Annotated in this window: 16 protein-coding genes; 6 read left to right on the top strand and 10 right to left on the bottom strand. The window is 75.7% G+C overall.

The genetic code is table 11. From position 1 onward, the window contains the following. Nucleotide 1 precedes the first annotated feature (1 nt). The 3 genes from AB0M03_RS04385 to AB0M03_RS04395 are packed head-to-tail and all read left to right on the top strand — an operon-like array spanning nt 2 to nt 7,104. The gene (locus AB0M03_RS04385) at nt 2-3,268 is read left to right on the top strand and encodes a type 2 lanthipeptide synthetase LanM (protein WP_363488268.1); all 3,267 of its coding nucleotides are present in this window, start codon (nt 2-4) and stop codon (nt 3,266-3,268) included. A gap of 24 nt (nt 3,269-3,292) precedes the next feature. After that, entirely contained in the window at nt 3,293-5,557 is a 2,265-nt protein-coding gene (locus tag AB0M03_RS04390; protein ID WP_363488270.1) for a TOMM precursor leader peptide-binding protein, read from the top strand. 59 nt (nt 5,558-5,616) lie between these two features. After that, the gene (locus AB0M03_RS04395) at nt 5,617-7,104 is read left to right on the top strand and encodes a SagB family peptide dehydrogenase (protein ID WP_363488272.1); all 1,488 of its coding nucleotides are present in this window, start codon (nt 5,617-5,619) and stop codon (nt 7,102-7,104) included. A 186-nt stretch (nt 7,105-7,290) separates the two neighbouring features. Here the strand turns inward: AB0M03_RS04395 and AB0M03_RS04400 are convergent, their stop codons facing one another. The 3 genes from AB0M03_RS04400 to AB0M03_RS04410 form a co-directional block, all read right to left on the bottom strand. Further along, entirely contained in the window at nt 7,291-7,962 is a 672-nt protein-coding gene (locus AB0M03_RS04400) for a response regulator transcription factor (protein WP_363488274.1), read from the bottom strand. Nucleotides 7,963-8,060: 98 nt separating this feature from the next. After that, complete coding sequence (locus tag AB0M03_RS04405) at nt 8,061-8,261, bottom strand: hypothetical protein (RefSeq protein ID WP_363488276.1); 201 nt, start codon at nt 8,259-8,261, stop codon at nt 8,061-8,063. Nucleotides 8,262-8,514: 253 nt separating this feature from the next. Continuing rightward, nucleotides 8,515-8,838, bottom strand: coding sequence for a hypothetical protein (locus tag AB0M03_RS04410; protein ID WP_363488278.1), 324 nt, complete (start codon nt 8,836-8,838; stop codon nt 8,515-8,517). A gap of 290 nt (nt 8,839-9,128) precedes the next feature. On the opposite strand from AB0M03_RS04410, the gene AB0M03_RS04415 reads away from it, so the two are divergent. Next, nucleotides 9,129-10,133, top strand: coding sequence for a LuxR C-terminal-related transcriptional regulator (locus tag AB0M03_RS04415; protein ID WP_363488280.1), 1,005 nt, complete (start codon nt 9,129-9,131; stop codon nt 10,131-10,133). 7 nt (nt 10,134-10,140) lie between these two features. On the opposite strand, the gene AB0M03_RS04420 is transcribed toward AB0M03_RS04415, so the two are convergent. Both AB0M03_RS04420 and AB0M03_RS04425 read right to left on the bottom strand, forming a co-directional pair. Then, on the bottom strand, nt 10,141-11,055 hold the full coding sequence (locus tag AB0M03_RS04420; RefSeq protein WP_363488282.1) for a hexose kinase: 915 nt from the start codon (nt 11,053-11,055) through the stop codon (nt 10,141-10,143). Nucleotides 11,056-11,121: 66 nt separating this feature from the next. Then, nucleotides 11,122-11,976, bottom strand: coding sequence for a DNA-formamidopyrimidine glycosylase family protein (locus AB0M03_RS04425; RefSeq protein WP_363488284.1), 855 nt, complete (start codon nt 11,974-11,976; stop codon nt 11,122-11,124). A 131-nt stretch (nt 11,977-12,107) separates the two neighbouring features. On the opposite strand from AB0M03_RS04425, the gene AB0M03_RS04430 reads away from it, so the two are divergent. Next, entirely contained in the window at nt 12,108-12,317 is a 210-nt protein-coding gene (locus AB0M03_RS04430) for an EF-hand domain-containing protein (protein ID WP_363488286.1), read from the top strand. Nucleotides 12,318-12,378: 61 nt separating this feature from the next. Here the strand turns inward: AB0M03_RS04430 and AB0M03_RS04435 are convergent, their stop codons facing one another. After that, entirely contained in the window at nt 12,379-14,259 is a 1,881-nt protein-coding gene (locus AB0M03_RS04435) for an NAD-binding protein (protein ID WP_363488288.1), read from the bottom strand. Between the two features lie 116 nt (nt 14,260-14,375). On the opposite strand from AB0M03_RS04435, the gene AB0M03_RS04440 reads away from it, so the two are divergent. Beyond that, nucleotides 14,376-15,227, top strand: a complete 852-nt coding sequence (locus AB0M03_RS04440; protein ID WP_363488290.1) for an EamA family transporter — start codon at nt 14,376-14,378, stop codon at nt 15,225-15,227. 44 nt (nt 15,228-15,271) lie between these two features. On the opposite strand, the gene AB0M03_RS04445 is transcribed toward AB0M03_RS04440, so the two are convergent. The 4 genes from AB0M03_RS04445 to AB0M03_RS04460 are packed head-to-tail and all read right to left on the bottom strand — an operon-like array spanning nt 15,272 to nt 18,471. After that, nucleotides 15,272-15,850: an ATP/GTP-binding protein gene (locus tag AB0M03_RS04445; protein WP_363488292.1), complete on the bottom strand. Its 579-nt coding sequence runs from the start codon at nt 15,848-15,850 to the stop codon at nt 15,272-15,274. 22 nt (nt 15,851-15,872) lie between these two features. Further along, the gene (locus AB0M03_RS04450; protein WP_363488294.1) at nt 15,873-16,244 is read right to left on the bottom strand and encodes a DUF742 domain-containing protein; all 372 of its coding nucleotides are present in this window, start codon (nt 16,242-16,244) and stop codon (nt 15,873-15,875) included. Further along, nucleotides 16,241-16,675 carry a roadblock/LC7 domain-containing protein gene (locus tag AB0M03_RS04455; RefSeq protein WP_363488296.1) on the bottom strand — a complete coding sequence of 145 codons (435 nt, stop codon included), beginning with the start codon at nt 16,673-16,675 and terminating at the stop codon, nt 16,241-16,243. Before AB0M03_RS04455 ends, AB0M03_RS04450 begins: the two co-directional genes overlap by 4 nt. Continuing rightward, a complete protein-coding gene (locus AB0M03_RS04460; RefSeq protein WP_363488298.1) occupies nt 16,675-18,471 on the bottom strand; it encodes an ATP-binding protein in 1,797 nt (598 codons plus the stop codon). Before AB0M03_RS04460 ends, AB0M03_RS04455 begins: the two co-directional genes overlap by 1 nt. Nucleotides 18,472-18,541 lie beyond the last annotated feature (70 nt).

The following is an 18,541-nucleotide window of genomic DNA, read 5'->3' on the forward strand; positions in this document are numbered from 1 at the left end:
GATGTCGCTCGACCTGCAGACCTGGCTCCGCCCCGCCGACACCGCCGGGAACGACGGCCCCGCCCGGCTGCTCCCCGGCACCGCCCGGGGCGACGAGCGGCTGCTCGCCGTGGTGGCCGCCGCGGCCTCCTTCGACGACCGGGCCGCCGCCCGGCCCGACGGCACCGCGTACTTCGTACCCGACCCGGACGAGGACCGGCGCCGCCGCGCCGCCGCCGTCGACACCTGGCTGCGCCGCGCGGCCGGCGAGCACGGCGGCGCCGGCGTCCTGCTCGACCACCTCGCCGAGACCGGCCGGCCGCTCGGCGACGGCCTGCGCCCCGTCGTCCTCGCCGACCCGGCCAAACTGCCGCCCTGGGCGCTCGCCCTGGCCGCCTTCCTGCGCACCCTGCCCGCCGTACCCGGCCCGGAGACCGCCGCGCCCGGCGCGCTCACCGCCGCCTTCGCGAACGCCGCAGGGGCGCTGCTGCCCGACGGCCCCGGCGGCATCCTCGGCGTCCCCGTCACCGACCGGGCCCGCGCCGACCTGGCCGGCACCCTGACCGCCCGGCTCACCGAGGCCTGCAACCTGTCGCTCTGCCACGAACTGCAGGCCGCCACCGGCCGCCCCCGCGCCACCGACTGGGACGCCGCCGGCGGCCTGGACACCTCCGCCGAGGGCTGGCTCGCCCGGCTGGAGCGGCTGCCCGCGCTCGCGTACCTGGTCGGCACGGTCTGCCGGCAGTGGCAGCACGTGCAGACCGAGCTGTTCGCCCGGCTCGCCGCCGACCGGGCGCTGCTCGTCGAGCAGCTGTGGCAGGGCGTGGACCCGGGCCCGCTCGACCAGGTCCGCGGCGACGCCGGCGACCGGCACGCCGGCGGCCGCTCGGTCGCCCTGCTGCACTTCGCCGACGGCCGGGCCGTGGTCTACAAGCCCAAGGACATGCGGCACGCCACCGCCTACCTGGGCCTGGTGCGCCGGCTCAACCGCGAGCTCCCGCTCGACCTGCCGGTCCGCACCGTGCTGCTGCGCAGCGACCGCGGCGACGACGGCCACGGCGCCTCGCTGGCCGCCGACTGCGAGAGCGACTACGGCTGGGAGGAGCTCGTCCCGCACCGTCCCTGCGCGGACCGCGGCGGCTTCGCCCGCTTCTACCGGCGGCTCGGCATGACGATCCGGCTCGTCCAGCTGCTGGAGGGCCGCGACCTGTGGGCCGACAACCTGCTCGCCGACGGCGAGCATCCCGCGCTGATCGACCTGGAGTGCCTGCTCTACCCGCGGGTGCAGGCACCGCCGGTGCTCAGCGCCGACCAGCACGGCCTGCTGGACGAGCTGGAGTCCACCGTGGTGCGCACCGCGATGGCCTTCCAGGCCTGGACGCCGGCCAGGCACTCCGGCGCCCTGGACATCGGCTGCCTCTCCCGGATCGGCGGCCTGGAGGTCGCCCCGGGCGTGCCCGCGCTGCCGCTGCCCCCGTACCGGCCCGTCCACGACGGCGAGACCGCCGACCCGTGGGAGTACACCGACGAGCTGACCGCCGGCTACCGCGAGATGCACGCCGTGCTGTACGCGCTGCGCGGCGAACTCGCCTCCACCGAGGGCCCGCTGGCACCCTTCCGGGGCATCTGGGTGCGCTACATCTGGCGGCACACCTGGGACGGCTACAAGATCGTCCGGGCCTCGACCAGCCCGCTCGCCCTGGACGACGGCGCCACCCGCGAAACGGTCATCGCCGGCGCCCTGCACGGCGCCGTCACCGCCCGCGCCGGCGACCCCGGCCGCGGCGACCTGCTGGACGTCGTCCTCGCCGAACTCGACTCCTACCGCGTCCTGGACATCCCGTTCTTCCGCTCGCTCACCACCTCCTCCTCGGTCTTCACCGCGGACGGCCGGGAGATCCGCGGCCACTTCCAGGGCACCGGCTGGCAGCGCCTCCAGCACCGCGTCGCCGAACTCGACGGCTTCGACCTGGACGCCCACCTCGCCGTCCTCACCGGCTGCATCGACGCCGCCCGGGCCGGCACCGAACTGCCCGCCCCGGCCACCCGCACCCGCCGCACCACCGCCCCCTCATCCGGCGAACTCCTCGGCCACGCCGTCGCCGTCGGCGACCGCATCCTCGCCGACCGGCGCGGCCGGGGCTGGCTCGGCCAGAGCTGGTACCCCGGCACCGGCCTGCGCCAGGTCGAGGTGCTCGGCCTCGACCTGGTCACCGGCACCCCCGGCATCGCCGTGCTGCTCGCCGAACTCTGGGCCGCCACCGGCGAACCCCGCTTCCACCGGGCCGCCCTGCACACCCTCACCGCGGCCGCCGGCCTCATCGACCCCGACTCCCCGCGCGGCTTCGCCTTCGCCGCCGACAGCCGGCTCGCCGCCGGCGCCCCCGTCCCCGGCGGACTGGCCGGCCCCGGCTCGCTGATCCACGCCCTCGCCCGGGCCGGCGTCCTGCTCGGCGAACCCGAACTCCTCGCCAGGGCCCAGGCCCTGGTGCCCGGCGCGCTCGCCGTCGCCACCCCCGCCCCGGCCCGCCCCGGACGCCCCGTCCGCACCCCGCACCCGGACACCCCGATGGGCAGCACCGGCCTGCTGCTCAACCTGCTGCGGCTGCGCCGCGCCGCCGGCCCCGGCCACACCCCGACCGAGGACGGCATCCGCACCCTGGCCGCCGCCGCCCTGGACGCCCTCGCCGCCGAGACCGCCGAACCGCCCGCGGAGCCGGTCGACCCCGGCTTCCTCGACCTCGTCCCGGCCGGCCCCGACTCGGTCGCCGCCGCCCTCGCCCGCACCCTCGCCGAGGCGCCCGCCCTGCTCGCCGCCCCGGAGACCGTCCGGGAACGGCTGCGCGGCCACCGCTTCGCCACCGCCACCCGGGCCGGCCGGCTCGCCTGCCTGGACACCGCCGTCTCGCTCGGCGCCGGCAGCGTCGACCCGGCCGAACTCGGCGCCCTCACCCCGCCGGTGGGCGTCGCGCAGATCGCCGGCCGCACCACCCGCGACCTGGTCGCCACCGCCGGCGAGGCGCTCACCGCCGCCGAGGCGGGCCTGCTGCACACCGTCCCCGACGGCGCCGACGCGCTGCTGCCCGGCCCGTTCTACGACGGCCGGGAGGCCGCCGGACTGCTCGTCGGCGAGCTGATCGCCCGGCACGGGGCCACCGGCCGCTGGTACGCCGACCGGGCCGCCGCCGACCGGATCAACCCCGGAGCCCTGGACGGCACCGCCGCCGTCGGCCTGCTGCTGCTGCGCCTGCTCGACCCCGCCACCGCCCCGCTCGCCACCCTGCGCTGACCGCCCGAGACCCGAGGGACCACCATGTCCGACACCACCGCGATCGGCTTCAAACGCCACTACACCCCGTACGTCGTCGACGGCGAGGCCGTCTACCTGGTCTCCGAGCGCGGCGTCTCCGTGGTCGACGGCGCCCTCGCCCAGCGCCTCGCCCCGCTGCTGGACGGCACCCGCAGCGCCGAGCAGATCGGCGCCGCCCTGGACGGCACCGTCCCCGCCGACAAGGTGCTCGGCGCCGTCGGCACGCTCCGCGAACGCGGCTACCTCGCACCTGCCGGGTCCGTCGACGACCCGGCCGGCGCCGCCTACCTGGAGATGGCCGGCCTGGACGGCGCCGCCGCCTCCGCCGCGCTGCGCACCTCCCGGGCCCGGGTCGAGGTGTACGGCGACCTCGACCCGCAGCCCTTCCTCGACGCGCTCGCCGCCGCGGGCGTCACCGTCGACGAGGACGCCGAGTTCACCGTCGCCCTCACCGAGGACTATCTGCACCCCGGTCTCGCGGACCGCGACCGCGCCGCCCGGGAGAGCGGACGCCCGTGGCTGCTCGCCCGCCCGGTCGGCTCCATCGTCTGGGTCGGCCCGGTCTTCGTCCCCGGCACCCCGGACACCGCGCAGGACGCCACCGGCTGCTGGGAGTGCCTCGCCCACCGGCTCTCCGCCAACCGCCAGTCGCTCAGCTACCTGCAGCACCGGCTCGGCCAGGACACCCCGATCTCCACCGCCGGCGCCCACCTCGCACCCACCCTCGGCACCGGCGCCCAACTCGCCGCCCTGGAGGCGGCCAAGTGGCTCGCCGGGGTGCGCCCTCCGGAGCCGGTGGTGCTCACCTTCGACACCGTCCTGCTGGAGGCCGAACGCCACAGACTGGTGCGCCGTCCGCAGTGCCCGGCCTGCGGCGAGGCCGGCCTGATGGCCGAACGCCAGCTCGCCCCGGTGGAGTTCACCTCCCGGCCGAAGGCGTTCACCGCCGACGGCGGCCACCGCTCCGCCTCCCCGGAGGACATGCTCGACCGCTACCGGCCCCAACTCTCCCCGGTGACCGGCGTGGTGACCTCCCTGATGCCCGCCGCCCGCACCCCCACCGGCCTACGGGTGTACGTCTCCGGACAGAACCTCTCCCGGCAGAGCGGCGACCTGCGCCAACTGCGCACCGGCCTGCGCTCGGTGAGCTGCGGCAAGGGCCGCACCGACGTCCAGGCCCGGGCCAGCGCGCTCGGCGAGGCGATGGAACGCTACTCCGGCGTCTTCCAGGGCGACGAAGCCCGCCGCACCGCCAGCTTCACCGAACTCGGCGACGCCGCGATCCACCCCGCCCGCACCCTGCTCTACAGCGACCGCCAGTACGAGGAGCGGGCCCGCTGGAACGCCCGCCGCTCGATGTTCAACACCGTCCCCGAGCGGTTCCGCGAGGACGACACGATCGAATGGTCGCCCGCCTGGTCGCTCACCGAACAGCGCACCCGCTGGCTGCCCACCATGTCGCTCTACTACGGCTACCGGCACCGCCACGGCTTCTTCGCCGCCGGCGACTCCAACGGCTGCGCGGCAGGCACCTCCTTCGAGGACGCCGCCCTGCAGGGCTTCCTGGAGCTCGTCGAACGCGACGCCGTCGCCCTCTGGTGGTACAACCGGGTGCAGCGGCCCGCCGTCGACCTGGACGCCTTCGGCGACCCGTACATCGCCGAACTCCGCGGCATCTACCGGGGGCTGCGCCGCGAGATCTGGGCGCTCGACCTCACCTCGGACTTCGGCATCCCGGTGGTCGGCGCCTTCTCCCGGCGCCTGGACAAGCCCGCCGAGGACATCCTGATCGCCTTCGGCGCCCACCTCGACCCGCACATCGCGCTCACCCGAGCACTCACCGAGATGAACCAGTTCCTCGGCCCGGTCGCGGGCGACGCCGAGGGCCGGGTCAACTACGCCGGCGCCGACCCCGAGCAGAAGGCCTGGTGGACGACGGCCACCATCGCGGGCAACCCCCACCTGCTGCCCGACCCCGCCGCCCGGGCCGCCGGCCCCGGCCGCTGGGCGAAGCTCGCCGGCACCGACCTCGCCGACGACCTCGCGCTCGCCCAACGCCTGGTCGAGGAGCGCGGCATGGAGTTCCTGGTGCTCGACCAGACCCGCCCCGACGTCGGCCTGCCGGTCGCCAAGGTGATCGTCCCCGGCATGCGGCACTTCTGGGCCCGCTTCGCCCCCGGCCGCCTCTACGACGTGCCGCTCGCCCTCGGCTGGCTCGACCGGCCGACCCGGGAGGAGGACCTCAACCCCGTCCCGATCTTCATCTGACGACGTGCCGGGCCGCCGTGCTGCTCGGCGGCCCGCCCCTCCCGGAGGAGGTACTCCGCATGACCGTGACCGAACAGCTGCCACCCGACCTCGCGGCCGGCGGCGGCCCCCTGCGCACCCTGCTCCGGCTGCGCCCGGAGGTCGTCGTCACCGCCCAGGGCGACGACCTCGAACTCAGCCACCCCTGGGGCCGTCAGCGGGTGCACGCCCTCGGCGCCGACACCGTCGAACGCCTCGCCGAACTCACCCGCACCGAGGTCGACCTCGACGAACTCCCCGCCGGCGGCAGGCTGCTGCACCTGCTGCGGCGCTTCCCGTACCTGGTCACCACCACCCTCGCCGACCCGCTCGGCGTGCCACTGGCCACCGCCGTGCCGATCGCCCGCTCGGCCGGCCTGCCCGGGCTCACCCGGTCCGCCGACACCGCGGTCCTCTCCCGCTTCGCCTACCTGCGTCGGCTGCCCGAGGAGCACGCCGGGGCGTGCGTCCTCGAGTCGCCGATGGCGCCGTTCCGGCTCACCCTGCACCGCCCGGCCGCGGGCGCCTTCGTGGCGGCGGTCACCGCCTCCCGCTCGGTGGAGGAGGCGGCACTGCTGGCCGGCCTCGCCCCGGCGGCCGGGCGTTCACTGGCCGGGCTGCTCGCCGGGGCGGGCTTCCTCGACGACACCGCGCAGGGCGAGCCCCCGCTCTGGGACTTCCACGACCTGCTCTTCCACGCCCGCAGCCGCCCCGGCAGGCACGACTACCCGAGCGGCGGCGTCTTCGCCCACCCCGAGGTCGCCCAGCTGCCGGCGATCCCGGGCACCGGCCCGCGCGAGGAGGGCACCGGCATCGACCTGCCCGTCCCCGACTGGGACGAGGTGCTGGCCCGCGACCCGGCCCTCTCCGAGGTGCTGGAGGGGCGGCGCTCGGTGCGGACGTACGCCGAGACCCCGGTCACCCTCGACCAGCTCGGCGAGCTGCTCTACCGGGTGGCCCGGGTGCGGCGGGTGATCCCCGGCGACCCGGCCGACCCGCACGGCTACGACATCGTCGACCGCCCCTACCCGGCCGGCGGCGCCACCGGCGAACTGGAGGTCTACCTCTCGGTGGTGCGGTGCGACGGCCTGGTGCCGGGTGTCTACCGGTACGACGCGGCGGCGCACCGGCTGCGGCCCCGGCCGTTCTCCGGGCCGGGCGACGAGGCGGCCTTCCGCGAACTGATGACCGCCGCCTGGCGGGCGACCGGCTGCAGCGTCGACCCGCAGGTCCTCCTGACGGTGACCTCGCGATTCGGCCGGCTCTCCTGGAAGTACAGCCAGATCGCGTACGCGCTGACGCTCAAGCACGTCGGCGTGGTCTACCAGACGCTGTACCTGGTGGCGACGGCCATGGGGCTGGCCCCCTGCGGGCTCGGCTCCGGCGACACCGACGCAGCCGCCCGGGCCCTCGGCCTGGACTGGACGGCCGAGTCCTCCGTCGGCGAATTCCTGATCGGCAGCCGCCCCGCCGACGTCCCCCGCACCGCCCACGGCTTCGCCGACATGGTCCCCCAGGCCCGGGGCTAGCCCAAGGGGCATGGGGCCAACCCCAAGGGGCGCGGGGAACTGCGCAATCCGGATGTGGCCCACCTGCCGAAATCGCGTCGGCCCGAAACGGGGTCGGCCCGACTCGACAGGTGCACCTTCTCCGAATTGCGCAGTTCCCCGCGCCCCTGATGAGCTACCCCGCAGCCTTTGGCCGGCCGGCGGGTGTCAGAGCCAGCCGCGTTCGCGGGCGATGCGGATGGCGTCGCAGCGGTTGCGGGCCCGGGTCTTGGCGATGGCTGCGGAGACGTAGTTGCGGACGGTGCCGGGGGAGAGCGAGAGTGCGGCGGCGACCTCGTTGATGGTGGAGCCGTCCGCGATGTGCCCGAGCACGGTGACCTCGCGCGGGGTGAGCGGCGACGTGCCGCCCCCGCGGACCGCGTCGACCACCAGCCGCGGGTCGTACACCCGCCCGCCGCGGGCGAGTTCGCGGACGGCGGAGATCAGTGCGGCCGGCGGCACGTCCTTGAGCAGGACGCCGGCCACCCCGTCGGCGACGGCGCGCTGCAGGTCGGCGGTGCGCGGTTGGGCGGTGAGCAGGAGGACGGCGGTGGCCGGCGCCCGGTCGCGGATCAGGGCGGCGGTGGCGCTGCCGCCGGGCCCGGGGAGGTCGGGGTCGAGGACGGCGACGGCGGGCCTGGTCCTGGCGGCCTCCTCGGCGGCCTCTTCGGCGGTGGGGGATTCGGCGACCACGGCGAGGTCGCTCTCCCGGTCGAGCAGGGCGCCGAGCCCGCTGCGGAACAGGTGGTGTCCGTCGGCGAGCAGGACGCGGACGGCGGCGGTGCCGCCGGTGGCGGTGGCGGCCGCCGGGTGGAGCGGGCTTTCCAGGAGGGTGGTCATCCGGCTACCTCGTGGGCGTCGACGTCTCGGTCTGCGGGGTCGTCCGGCCGGCCGGGTTGCGGGGGCCGGCGCCGTGGTGCGGGGCCGGTGGGTTCGGCTCAGCCCCAGCCCCAGGTGTCCTGGTGGCCGGTGGGCAGCGGGGGGAGCGGAGTGGGGGTGGACGTGGGCCCGGACGAGGTGCCGCCGTCGGCCCGGAGGCCTGCCGACCCGCTGCCGTCGGTCTGTGCGGTGGCGGCGACGCCGGTCAGAACACCGAGACCCAGAGCGACAATCGTGATGAAACGGACCTTCTGCGTCATGGGGATGCCCGATCCTCTCGCGTTCGGCTGGACCCCGGGCTGCCTCCGGGGCCGTGTGGTGTCCACTGGCGGGTGACGGGTGACCGGTGCCGGCCCCGTGGGGGCTGCTGTCCCGGCTGCCGGTCCGTCGTTCCGCCGACACCATGAGAGTGGCCGCTCCGGCCGGTCCGTGTCAGCAGCCGGAGCTGGCACCAGAGTGCCGTGACACCCTGAGGCCAGCTCGGCCGGCCGCCCGGCGGCGGGTGCGGGGGGCTCAGGGGTGGCTGGGCAGGCCGTGCAGGCCCAGTGCGAACCAGGAGTCGGCCTCGCAGGAGCGCAGCTCCCAGCCGCTCAGTTCGCCTTCCTCGCCGACGAGTTCGCCGCAGGCGTCGCGCAGCCGGTCCTCGGCCTCGAGCAGCGAGCGGGCGGCGACGAACACCACCGCGTCCAGCGAGTCCGCGGACTGCCGGATGCGGGCGTGGCTCAGCCGGGCGGGTGCCCGGAGCCCTCGCTCGAGTCCGGCCCGCACGGCGGGTGCCACCGGTGCGCGGAGCGGCCGGCCGCCCCGCGCCTCCAGGTGGACGCGGATCGCATACACGGCCTCCAGCCTGACGGATGTACAACAGTCTTGGCGGTGCGGGCCGGTGTCAGATCTTCGCCAGGCAGCAAGATGCCACGGCCGGTTCGGCGCGGGTCGGGCCCCGCTACCGTGGAGAATGCGCGACGGGGGTTCCGGCCCGTTCACAGTTCATCCATCGGACCGCCCGGATTGCTCGCAAGAGTGTTCTGTGTTCCTCCGTGTGGCGATATGCTCGCGCCCTGTCGGAACAGCCGGTCGACCCGCTCTCAGGAGGGTGTGATGGTGTTCGCACTTCTGGTGGCGTGCTGTTGAGCGGGGCTGTGCCGATCGGCCTCGACCCGTTCGGCGAAGCGGTCTACCGCACCATGCTCCTGCACCCGGAGCTGGACACGCGGGGCATCGCGGAGCGCCTGGAGTCCGACGAGTCCGAGGTGCGGGCCGCACTCGACCGCCTGGCCGACCTCGCCCTCACCAGACCCACCGGCTCCTCGGACCGCTGGCGCGCCGTCAATCCCGAACTCGGCCTGGCGACCTTACTCGCCCGGCAGGAGGCCGAGGCCGCCCGCCGCCAGCAGGAGATCGAACGCAGCCGTGCCGCGATGGCCGGCCTGATCGCCGAGTACGCCAGCGTCCACGCGCCGGCCAACCAGCCCGGCATCGAACTGATCAGCAGTCTCGACGAGGTGCGCGACCGCCTCGTCCAGCTCGCCTCCGACGCCGCCGTCGAGGTGCTCTCCTTCGCCCCGGGCGGCCCGCAGCCGCCGCAGGTCATGGAGGCCAGCCGGGTGCTCGACCAGGAGACCCTGGAGCGCGGGGTGCGGATGCGCACCGTCTACCAGGACAGCGTCCGCAACGACCCGGCCACCGTGCAGTACGCCCGCTGGCTGCACGGCCTCGGCGGGGCCGTCCGCACGATGCCCACGCTGCCGCTGCGGATGATCCTGGTCGACAACGCCACCGCCATCGTCCCGATCGACCCGGAGGACCCGCGCAAGGGTGCGGTGCTGCTGCGCAGCCCCGGGGTGATCGCGGCCCTGCGGGCCCTGTTCGAGCAGATGTGGGAGCAGGCCAGGCCGCTCGGCGAGAGCGTCCAGCGGGACCCGCACGGCCTCACCGCCCAGGAGCGCGAGCTGCTGCGGCTGCTCGCCGAGGGCCTCACCGACGAGCGGGCCGGCCAGCGCCTCGGCGTCTCGCTGCGCACGGTGCGCCGGATGATGGCCGACCTGATGGTGCGGATGGACGCCCGCAGCCGCTTCCAGGCCGGCATCCAGGTCGCCGCCCTCGGGTGGCTGGGCGAGGCCCCGGCGCGCTGACGTACCGTCAGGCGGGCATCGGCCGGGCGCCGGAGGCCGCCCGCAGGCGTCGGTGGGCGGCGCGGTCGAAGTCCCCGGCCAGCGGTGCGAGGACGGTGGCGGCGGAGAGGGCGACCGCCTCGGCGAGCATCCCGGGCCAGTCGGTGCCGGCGAGCAGCCCGGCCGCGAGTGCGGCCACCACGGCGTCGCCGGCGCCGGTCGGGTTCCCGGTGGCGGCCTCGGGCGGTGCGCAGCGCCAGGCGCCCGTGCCGGTGAGGGCGTACAGGCCGTCCGGGCCGAGCGAGGCGACCACGGCGCCGGCGCCGCGGCGGCGCAGCTCGGCCGAGGCGGCGGGCACGTCGGTGCTGCCGGTGGCGGCGCGGAGCTCAGCGGCGTTGGGCTTGACCACGGTGGGCCCGGCCGCGAGGGCGGCGGTCAGTGCGGGCCCGTCGGCGTCCAGGACGGTCGGTGTGCCGCGGCGGCGGGCGAGGGTGACGAGTTCGGCGTAGGCGTCCTCGGGGCAGCCCGGCGGGAGGCTGCCGGAGAGCACCAGTACCCCGGCCGAGGGCAGCGCCTCGTCGACGGCGGAGACCAGGTGCCGCCATTCGACGGGGGTGAGCGGCGGTCCCGGCTCGTTGAACAGGGTGGCGTCGGACGGGTCGGCGACCGCGACGGTGCGCCGGGTGTCACCGGTGATCGGCACCGCCCGGTGGGGCAGCCCGGCGGCGGCCAGGTCGGCCGCGACGGTGGCGCCGGTGGGGCCGCCGAGCGGCAGCACCGAGACGGCCCGGTGCCCCAGGGCGGTGAGCACCCGGGCCACGTTGACGCCCTTGCCGCCGGCCCGGGAGGCGACCGTGCCGACCCGGTGGGTGGTGTGCGGCCGCAGCGCCTGCACGCTGTAGGTGATGTCCAGGGCCGGATTGGGTGTGACGACCAGTAGCACGGTCGGTGCCCCCCGATTTGCATGATTCTGCTCGGAACATGCTTCTGTCGAGCAGATTCAAGCACACTACTTGAGCAGGCGGGAGAGCCTGCGGTCGGCCAGGATCCGGCCGCCGGTCTGGCAGGTGGGGCAGTACTGCAGCGAGGAGTCCGCGAAATCGACCGACCGCACGGTGTCCCCGCAGACCGGGCAGGCCTCGCCGGCCCGGCCGTGCACCGCGAGGCCGGCCCTCTTCTCGGCCTTCAGGCCGTCCGCGGGCACCGCCCGGGCGTGCTCCAGCGCCTCGCCGAGCACCGCCCGCAGCGCCGCGTGCAGGGCGGCCGTCTGCCCCGGCTTCAGCGAGGCGGCCAGTGCGTAGGGCGAGAGCCCGGCCCGGTGCAGGATCTCGTCCGAGTAGGCGTTGCCGACCCCGGCCAGCACCGCCTGGTCGGTGAGGAAGGTCTTCAGCCGCTGCCGGGCCCCGGAGGCCAGCCGGGCCAGCTCCTCCTCGGTGACGGCCAGGGCGTCGGGCCCGAGCCGGGCGATGCCGGGCACCAGGGCCGGGTCGGCGACCACGTACGCGGCCAGCCGCTTGGTGGTGCCCTGCTCGGTGACGTCGAAGCCGGAGCCGTCGTCGAGCACCAGGCGCAGTGCCAGCGGGCCGCGCCTGCTCGGCGGCTTCGCCGGGAAGGACGCCCGGCGGTGCACCCAGCCGGCCCGGGCGAGGTGCAGCACCAGGTGCGGCCCGCCGTCGGCGGTGAGGTCGAGGAACTTGCCGTGCCGCCCGACCCCGGCCACCGTGCGGTCGTGGAGGGCCTGCGGCGGCGGGTCGAAGGTCTTCAGGACCTGCACCGACAGCACGTCGACGCGGGCCACCGAGCGACCCGCGCAGGCCTCGGCCATGCGCTCCGCGAGCGCCTGCACCTCCGGAAGTTCGGGCACGCCCCCAGTCTGGCCGGGGCCGGCCCGCCCGGCCATCGCATCCCCCGCAGGGGTGGCCGGGCTCCTCGCGGCAGCCCGGCGCCGGTATCGTACGGGCGTCATCGCATCACCCAGAAGGAGCACCTGCCGAGATGGACATCGAGAAGGCCAAGACGACGTTCGCGCGCTTCGACGTGAACGGGGACGGATTCATCTCGCCGGAGGAGTACTCCAAGGTCATGGCCGAGATGGGCGACCCGTACGTGACCGTTCCGGTGGCCCAGGCCGTCATCGCCAAGGCCGACACCAGCAAGGACGGTCTCCTGAACTGGGACGAGTTCTGGACGATCCAGCAGGGCTGACCGCCGGCCGCGGGCCCGGCCGCCGAGGGACGACCCCGGCGGCCGGGCCCGCGGCGTTCCGTCACACCCGCAGCAGCCGGCCCAGGCCCTCCCGGGTCGCCGCGACGACCACCAGGTCGCCGGCGCCCAGCACGTGGTCGGCGGGCGGGTTCCAGCGGAGCTCCGGGCGGGCCCGGTAGACCAGGCCGAGGTCGCGGGCGCGCCGGGAGGGCTCGGCGATGTCCAGCGCGAGCACCTGCCAGGCGCCGGGGCGGTGCGCCGCGGCGACCGTCCGCCCGGCCAGGTCCGGGTGGTCGCCCACGTCGACCGCCGCGACCAGCAGCACCTGCCGGCCGACCGCGATCGCGCCGAGCACCTCGCGGCCCATCATCGCCGAGGCGAACGCCGGTGCGGACAGGAACGACACGCTGTGGCTGCGGGTCTCCGCGTCCGGGTACGAGTCGCGCAGCGCCCGGTAGACGTCCCCGGCGAAGTCGTCGTCGAACAGGCCCATCACCACCCGCAGCGCCGGATTGCACTCGCGGGCGGAGAGCGCCGCCTCCAGGTTGGTCGAGTCGTTGCTGGTGAGCGCCAGCATGGCGCGGGCCCGGCCGACGCGGGCGGCCTCCAGGACGCCCTCCTGGGTGGCGTCGCCGAGCACCACCGGCACCCCGTAGGCGCGGGCCCTGGCCACCCCGCGGGCGGTCGGGTCGCTCTCCACGCATACCACCGGCAGGTCCAGCTCGCGCAGCCGGTCCAGCACCCGGCTGCCGACCCGGCCGAGCCCCAGCAGCACCACGTGCCCGGAGATGCCGCGCGGCGGCCGCCGCAGCGCCGAGGCGGCCCGGAAGGTGCCGAGCGCCTCCAGGGTGAGCGCGGTCAGCAGCGGCATCAGCAGCAGCCCGCTGAGTGCGGTGAGGATCTGCAACACCTTGCGGGCCGGGGTGTCGGCGGTGGCCGGGTCGGCGATCGCGATCACGTCCAGCACCGCGAGGTAGGCGGTGTGCAGCGGGTTCTCGCCGGTGAGGGCCGAGGTGAGGCCGGCGAACAGGGCGAGCAGAGCGGCCAGCGAGGCGAGGGCGACCCGCAGCCGGCGGGAGAACAGCGCGGCGATCGGCAGCGCGGACAGGCCGGGCAGCCGCCGCCGCGCCCGGTGCTCCTCGGGCACCCCGAGGAGTTCCAGGACGAGCCGCCGGCCGCCCTCCGGCAGGGCCTCCTCCGGGCCGGGCAGCAGCACCGGCGGACGGCCCCGCAGGCCGCCCGGCAGCAGTGCCAGGGTGGCCAGTTCGGTGCCCTGGGGTCGTTCGCCCGCGGGGAGTTCGGCGGCGCGCAGCAGCCGGCCGTCCACGTGCACCACGGCCGGGTGGCCGGCGACGGCGGCGGAGACCAGCGCGGGGGCGGCGGTGGCCGAGGTGGACAGCACGGTGGTGGACGCCTCCGGCACGGCCGCGTCCTCCGCCGTGCGGGCGGCGGCGGCCCGGTCCAGCAGCTGGCCGACCCGCTTGCCGAGCCGGCGGTTGTAGACCCGCAGCACCAGCCGGACACCGGGGTTGAGCCGGCGGGCGCGCAGTGCGGCCTGCACATTGGCCTGGTCGTCCGAGCCGGTCAGGGCGAGCGCCGCGGCCTCCCGGACACCGGCCTCGGCCAGCACGGCGGTGCTGGGCTCGGCGGCCTCCACCACCCGTACCGGCAGCCGCCGTTCGGCGGCCAGTGCGGCGATCTGCGGGCTCTGCCCCTCCTGCAGGGAGCGCACCACCACGGTGACCCGCCGTCCGTACAGGGTGGTGAGTTCCACGGCCAGCCGGAAGGCCAGGGTGTCCTGGCCGCAGACGATCATGTGCCCGCCCTCCTCCGCCCGCGGGGCGGGCTCGGCCGGGGCGGTCTGTTCGGTCGGCGCGCCCGGTGCCGCCGCCGCGGCGGGCGGGGAGGGCTGGGCGGGGACGGGCCCGAGGGTGGTGGACATGCCGCCATCCTGCCAAGACCGTGACCGTAACGCGATCTTCCTGCAGTCGCGTTGATGATTCGTCACGTTCGCACTGGTTGGTACCCTCGGACGTCTCCGAGGGGACGGGAGCGGGCATGGACGCGACGATGGTGCCGGTGGTCGTGCTGGTGGCGGCGGCATTGCACGCGGTGTGGAACGCGCTGGCCCACGCCCTCCCCGACAAGGTGGTCGGCTTCGCGCTGATCAACGCGGCCTTCCTGGCCGGCGGCGTCCTGCTGGCCTGCCTCGCCCCGCTGCCCGACGCCCGCGCCTGGCCCTACCTGGCCGCCTCGGCGGTCCTCCAGGTGCTCTACCAGCTGCTGCTCCTGCAGGCCTACCGGCTCGGCGACTTCGGCCAGATGTACCCGCTGGCCAGGGGCACCGCGCCCTGGCTGGTGGCCGCGCTGTCCGTCCTGGTGCTGGGCCGGCCGCTCGGCGCCGCGCAGTGGGCCGGGGTGCTGGTGATCTCGGTCGGCCTGGCCGGGCTGGCGTTCGCCGACGGCGTGCCGGGCCGCGGGCAGCTGCCCGCCGTCGCGGCGGCCCTCGGCACCGGCGCCATGATCGCCGGGTACACCGTGGTCGACGGGACGGGCGTGCGCACCTCCAACACCGTTCTCGGCTACATCGCCTGGCTGTTCGTCCTGCAGGGCGCCGGGATGCTGCTGACCGCGGTGGTGCTGCGCGGCCCCTCGCTGTTCTGCCAGCCGGGCCCCGGCTGGGTGCAGGGGGTGGCCGGCGGGCTGCTCTCGCTGACCGCCTACGGCCTGGTGGTGTGGGCCCAGGCGCACGGAGACCTGGCGACGATCGCCGCCCTGCGGGAGACCAGCATCCTGATCGCCGCACTGATCGGCGCGCTGGTCTTCCGCGAGCGCCTCGGCGCAGCCCGGATGGCCGCCGGAGCAGTGGTGGTGGCAGGCATCGCCGTCCTCCAGCTCGCCCCGCTCTAGAGCACGTCCTTCAAGGCACGCGCCCCTCAGTGGTTGTCCTCGCGTCAGGCCGACTGCCCCGCTGCCGCCAGCGCTCCGCTGCGGACGCGGTCCAGCAGGGCCAGCAGCACCTCCTTGCTGGAGGCCCGCTCGCGGACGTCGCACAGCACCACCGGCACCGACTCGTCCAGGTCGAGTGCGGCGCGGACGTCCTCGGCGGTCGCCTCCCGGCGGCCGTGGAAGCAGTTGACGCCGACCGCGAACGGCACCCCGCGCTGCTCGAAGTAGTCCACCGCGGCGAAGCTGGACTCCAGCCGCCGGGTGTCCGCGAGGACGATCGCGCCGAGCGCGCCCAGCGCCAGGTCGTCCCACATGAACCAGAAGCGGAACTGCCCGGGCGTGCCGAAGAGGTAGAGCACCAGGTCGTCGCGGATGGTGATCCGGCCGAAGTCCATGGCGACCGTGGTGGTGGCCTTGTCGCGGATGCCGTCCAGGCTGTCCACGCCGACGCTGGCCTGGGTGATCCGCTCCTCGGTCGACAGCGGTTCGATCTCGCTGACCGAGCCGACCATGGTGGTCTTGCCCACGCCGAAACCGCCCGCCACCAGGATCTTGACCGCCCCGGGGACCAGGCTCTGGGTCATCGTGCTTGCTCCTCAGCTGTTCTCAGAGATTGCGCACACCGTCTATGACGGCCTGGACGAGGGCCAGGTCGGGCACCTCGGCCAGCGGTACCGGCGCCCGCGTGATGATCAGCGCGGCGTCGGCGAGATCGCCCAGCAGCACCTTGACCACGCTCACCGGCAGGTCGAGCTGGGCGGCGATCTCGGCCACCGCGAGCGGACGTTCCCGGCACATGGCCAGGATCGCGGCCGGCTCGGGGGCCAGCCGGGCGGTGTCGGCCCGCGGGTCGGTGGTCACCACCAGGGTGATCAGCGAATACTCAGTGCGGCCCGACTCGGTCCGCCCGCCGGTGATCGCGTAAGGGCGGACGAGGTGCCCCGCCTCCCGGTCGAACCAGGCCTCCTCGGGGGTCACGCAAGGTCACCCGCCCGCTCCCGGCCGGCATCGCTGCGCGGCGCGGCGGTGAGGTACGCACCGACCTGCTTGACCAGCATGTTGATCTCGTACGCCATCAGGCCGGCGTCGACCGCCTCGGAGGTGAGCACGGCGAGACGGGCGCCCTGGCCCGCGGTGGTGACGAAGAGGAACAGGTGGTCCATCTCGATCACGGTCTGCCGGACGCGGCCGCCGTCGAAGCGCTGGCCGGCGCCGCGGGCGAGGCTCTGGAGGCCGGAGGCGACGGCGGACAGGTGCTCGCCGTCGGCGCGGTCGAGGTTCTTGTCCATGCCGACCAGCAGGCCGTCCTCGGACAGCACCACGGCGTGCCGGGTCTCCGGTACCCGGGAGACCAACTCGTCCAGCAGCCAGTTGAGGTCGCGCTGGGTTTCGGTGGGCTGGGTCGTCATCAGGGCTGGTCCTCGCGAGCAGGGGCGTGGTCGGGTGCGTGGTCGGGTTCGGCGGCCGCGGTGGGCTGCGGCTGCGGTGCGGAGTCGCGGGCGGTGCGGGTACCGCGCTGGATGGCGGCCATGGTGGCGCGCGAGCGCTGCGGCGAGGGGTCGTCGTCGGGTGCCGGGCGGGCCGGCCGGGGGATCGCCGTGCCGGCGGCGGGGGTGCGCTCGGCGGCGGCCGCCTCCCGGAGCTGGTCGGCCAGGCTGGCGTTGCGCACCCGCTTGGGCAGTATCTTCGGCGTGCGCAGCTCGCCGTCGGCCGTGAGCTCCTGCGGGTCCTGCAGCTCCTGGACGTCCGGCACCTGCAGCGGGGCCGGGGCGGCGGGGGCCGCGGGCCGGAAGGCGGGTGCGGCGGGCAGCGCGGGCGCCTCGGGCCGCCGGGTCGGCAGCTGCAGCGGCTCGGATGCGGCCTCGTGGACGGGCCGCTCGGCCGGCTCGGCGAACAGTGCGGGTGCGGCCGGCGCGGCCGGGCGGCGGAAGGGCGTCGCGGAGACCACGGCGCCGGGCAGGCCGGGGATCGGCGCCCCGGCGGTCAGCCCGCTGCCCTGTCCGTCGGACTGCCCGGCGCCCTGCTCGGCCACCCGGGCGCCGAACGGCAGCCCCGGGAAGCCGGACGGGGCCGGTGCGGCCTCCATCAGTGCGGCGGGCAGCAGCACCACGGCCCGGGTGCCGCCGTACGGGGAGGGCCGCAGGGTGACCTGGACGTCGTGCCGGGCGGCGAGCCGGGAGACCACGAACAGGCCCAGCCGCAGGTCGTCGCCGAGCGCGGCGACGTCCAGCTCGGGCGGGTCGGCGAGGTAGGCGTTCAGCCGCTCGTACTCCTCCTCGGACATGCCGAGGCCGCGGTCCTCGACCTCGACGGCGAGGCCCTTGGGGACCTCCTGCGCCGAGACCAGGACCTGGGTGTACGGGGGCGAGAAGGTGGTGCCGTTCTCGATCAGCTCGGCGACCAGGTGGATGACGTCGGCGACGGCCTGCCCGCTGAGCGCGGTGCGCGGCACGCCCTGGACGGCGACCCGGGCGTAGTTCTCGGTCTCGGAGACCGCCGAGCGCAGCACGTTGACCATCGGCACGGCGTTGCGCCAGCGGCGGGCCGGCAGCGCACCGCCGAGGATGACCAGGTTCTCGGCGTTGCGCCGCATCCGGGTCGCCAGGTGGTCGACCGCGAACAGCTCCTTGAGCAGTTCCGGCTCCTCGTGCTGGCGCTCCAGCTCGTCCAGCATGGTGATCTGGCGGTGGATCAGGACCTGGGTGCGGCGCGCGATGTTGAGGAAGACCTTCTTGGTGCCCTCGCGGCTCTGCGCCTGCTGGACGATCGCGGCGACGGCGGTGCGCCGGACGGCGTCCACCGCCTCGGCGACCTGCTGGATCTCGTCCCCGCCGGGGCGCCGGGCGGCGGTACGGCCGTCGGCCACCGGGGCGACGGACTCGCCCGCCTCGATCTGCCGGACGACGCCGGGCAGTTCGGTCTCGGCGAGGGTGCGGGTGATCTCCCGCAGCCCGTCCACGCGGGCGGTGAGCACCCGGGCGGTGCGCCGGCCCTGGACGAGGCTCCAGGCCAGTACCCCGGCGACCGCGGCGCTGCCGAGGGCGAGTGCGAGCCGGTGGCCGCTGTTGAGCAGCAGCACCCCGGCGTAGCCCCAGGCGACGGCGAGGCCGGCGCAGGGGACCAGCACCAGGGGGAGGAGGGAGGTTCGGAGCGAGCCGGTGCGGTCGGCGCGGTGGCCGGGGCGCTGGGCCGGTATGCCTGGCATCTGAGTCCTCGTGCGGGTGCAAGCGGCGTGTGCCCGTGTGGTGGAGACTTGGTGTCAAAAGCTTTGACCA

Origin of the sequence: Kitasatospora sp. NPDC051914, from assembly GCF_040680995.1 — a bacterium.
Lineage (GTDB): Bacteria > Actinomycetota > Actinomycetes > Streptomycetales > Streptomycetaceae > Kitasatospora.

Bases quoted from the DNA above. Each gene is read 5' to 3' on its own strand.
- AB0M03_RS04385 (WP_363488268.1), top strand. From the start codon at position 2: ATGTCGCTCGACCTGCAGACCTGGCTCCGCCCCGCCGACACCGCCGGG.
- AB0M03_RS04390 (WP_363488270.1), top strand. From the start codon at position 3,293: ATGTCCGACACCACCGCGATCGGCTTCAAACGCCACTACACCCCGTAC.
- AB0M03_RS04395 (WP_363488272.1), top strand. From the start codon at position 5,617: ATGACCGTGACCGAACAGCTGCCACCCGACCTCGCGGCCGGCGGCGGC.
- AB0M03_RS04400 (WP_363488274.1), bottom strand. From the start codon at position 7,962: ATGACCACCCTCCTGGAAAGCCCGCTCCACCCGGCGGCCGCCACCGCC.
- AB0M03_RS04405 (WP_363488276.1), bottom strand. From the start codon at position 8,261: ATGACGCAGAAGGTCCGTTTCATCACGATTGTCGCTCTGGGTCTCGGT.
- AB0M03_RS04430 (WP_363488286.1), top strand. From the start codon at position 12,108: ATGGACATCGAGAAGGCCAAGACGACGTTCGCGCGCTTCGACGTGAAC.
- AB0M03_RS04435 (WP_363488288.1), bottom strand. From the start codon at position 14,259: ATGTCCACCACCCTCGGGCCCGTCCCCGCCCAGCCCTCCCCGCCCGCC.
- AB0M03_RS04440 (WP_363488290.1), top strand. From the start codon at position 14,376: ATGGACGCGACGATGGTGCCGGTGGTCGTGCTGGTGGCGGCGGCATTG.
- AB0M03_RS04445 (WP_363488292.1), bottom strand. From the start codon at position 15,850: ATGACCCAGAGCCTGGTCCCCGGGGCGGTCAAGATCCTGGTGGCGGGC.
- AB0M03_RS04455 (WP_363488296.1), bottom strand. From the start codon at position 16,675: ATGACGACCCAGCCCACCGAAACCCAGCGCGACCTCAACTGGCTGCTG.
- AB0M03_RS04460 (WP_363488298.1), bottom strand. From the start codon at position 18,471: ATGCCAGGCATACCGGCCCAGCGCCCCGGCCACCGCGCCGACCGCACC.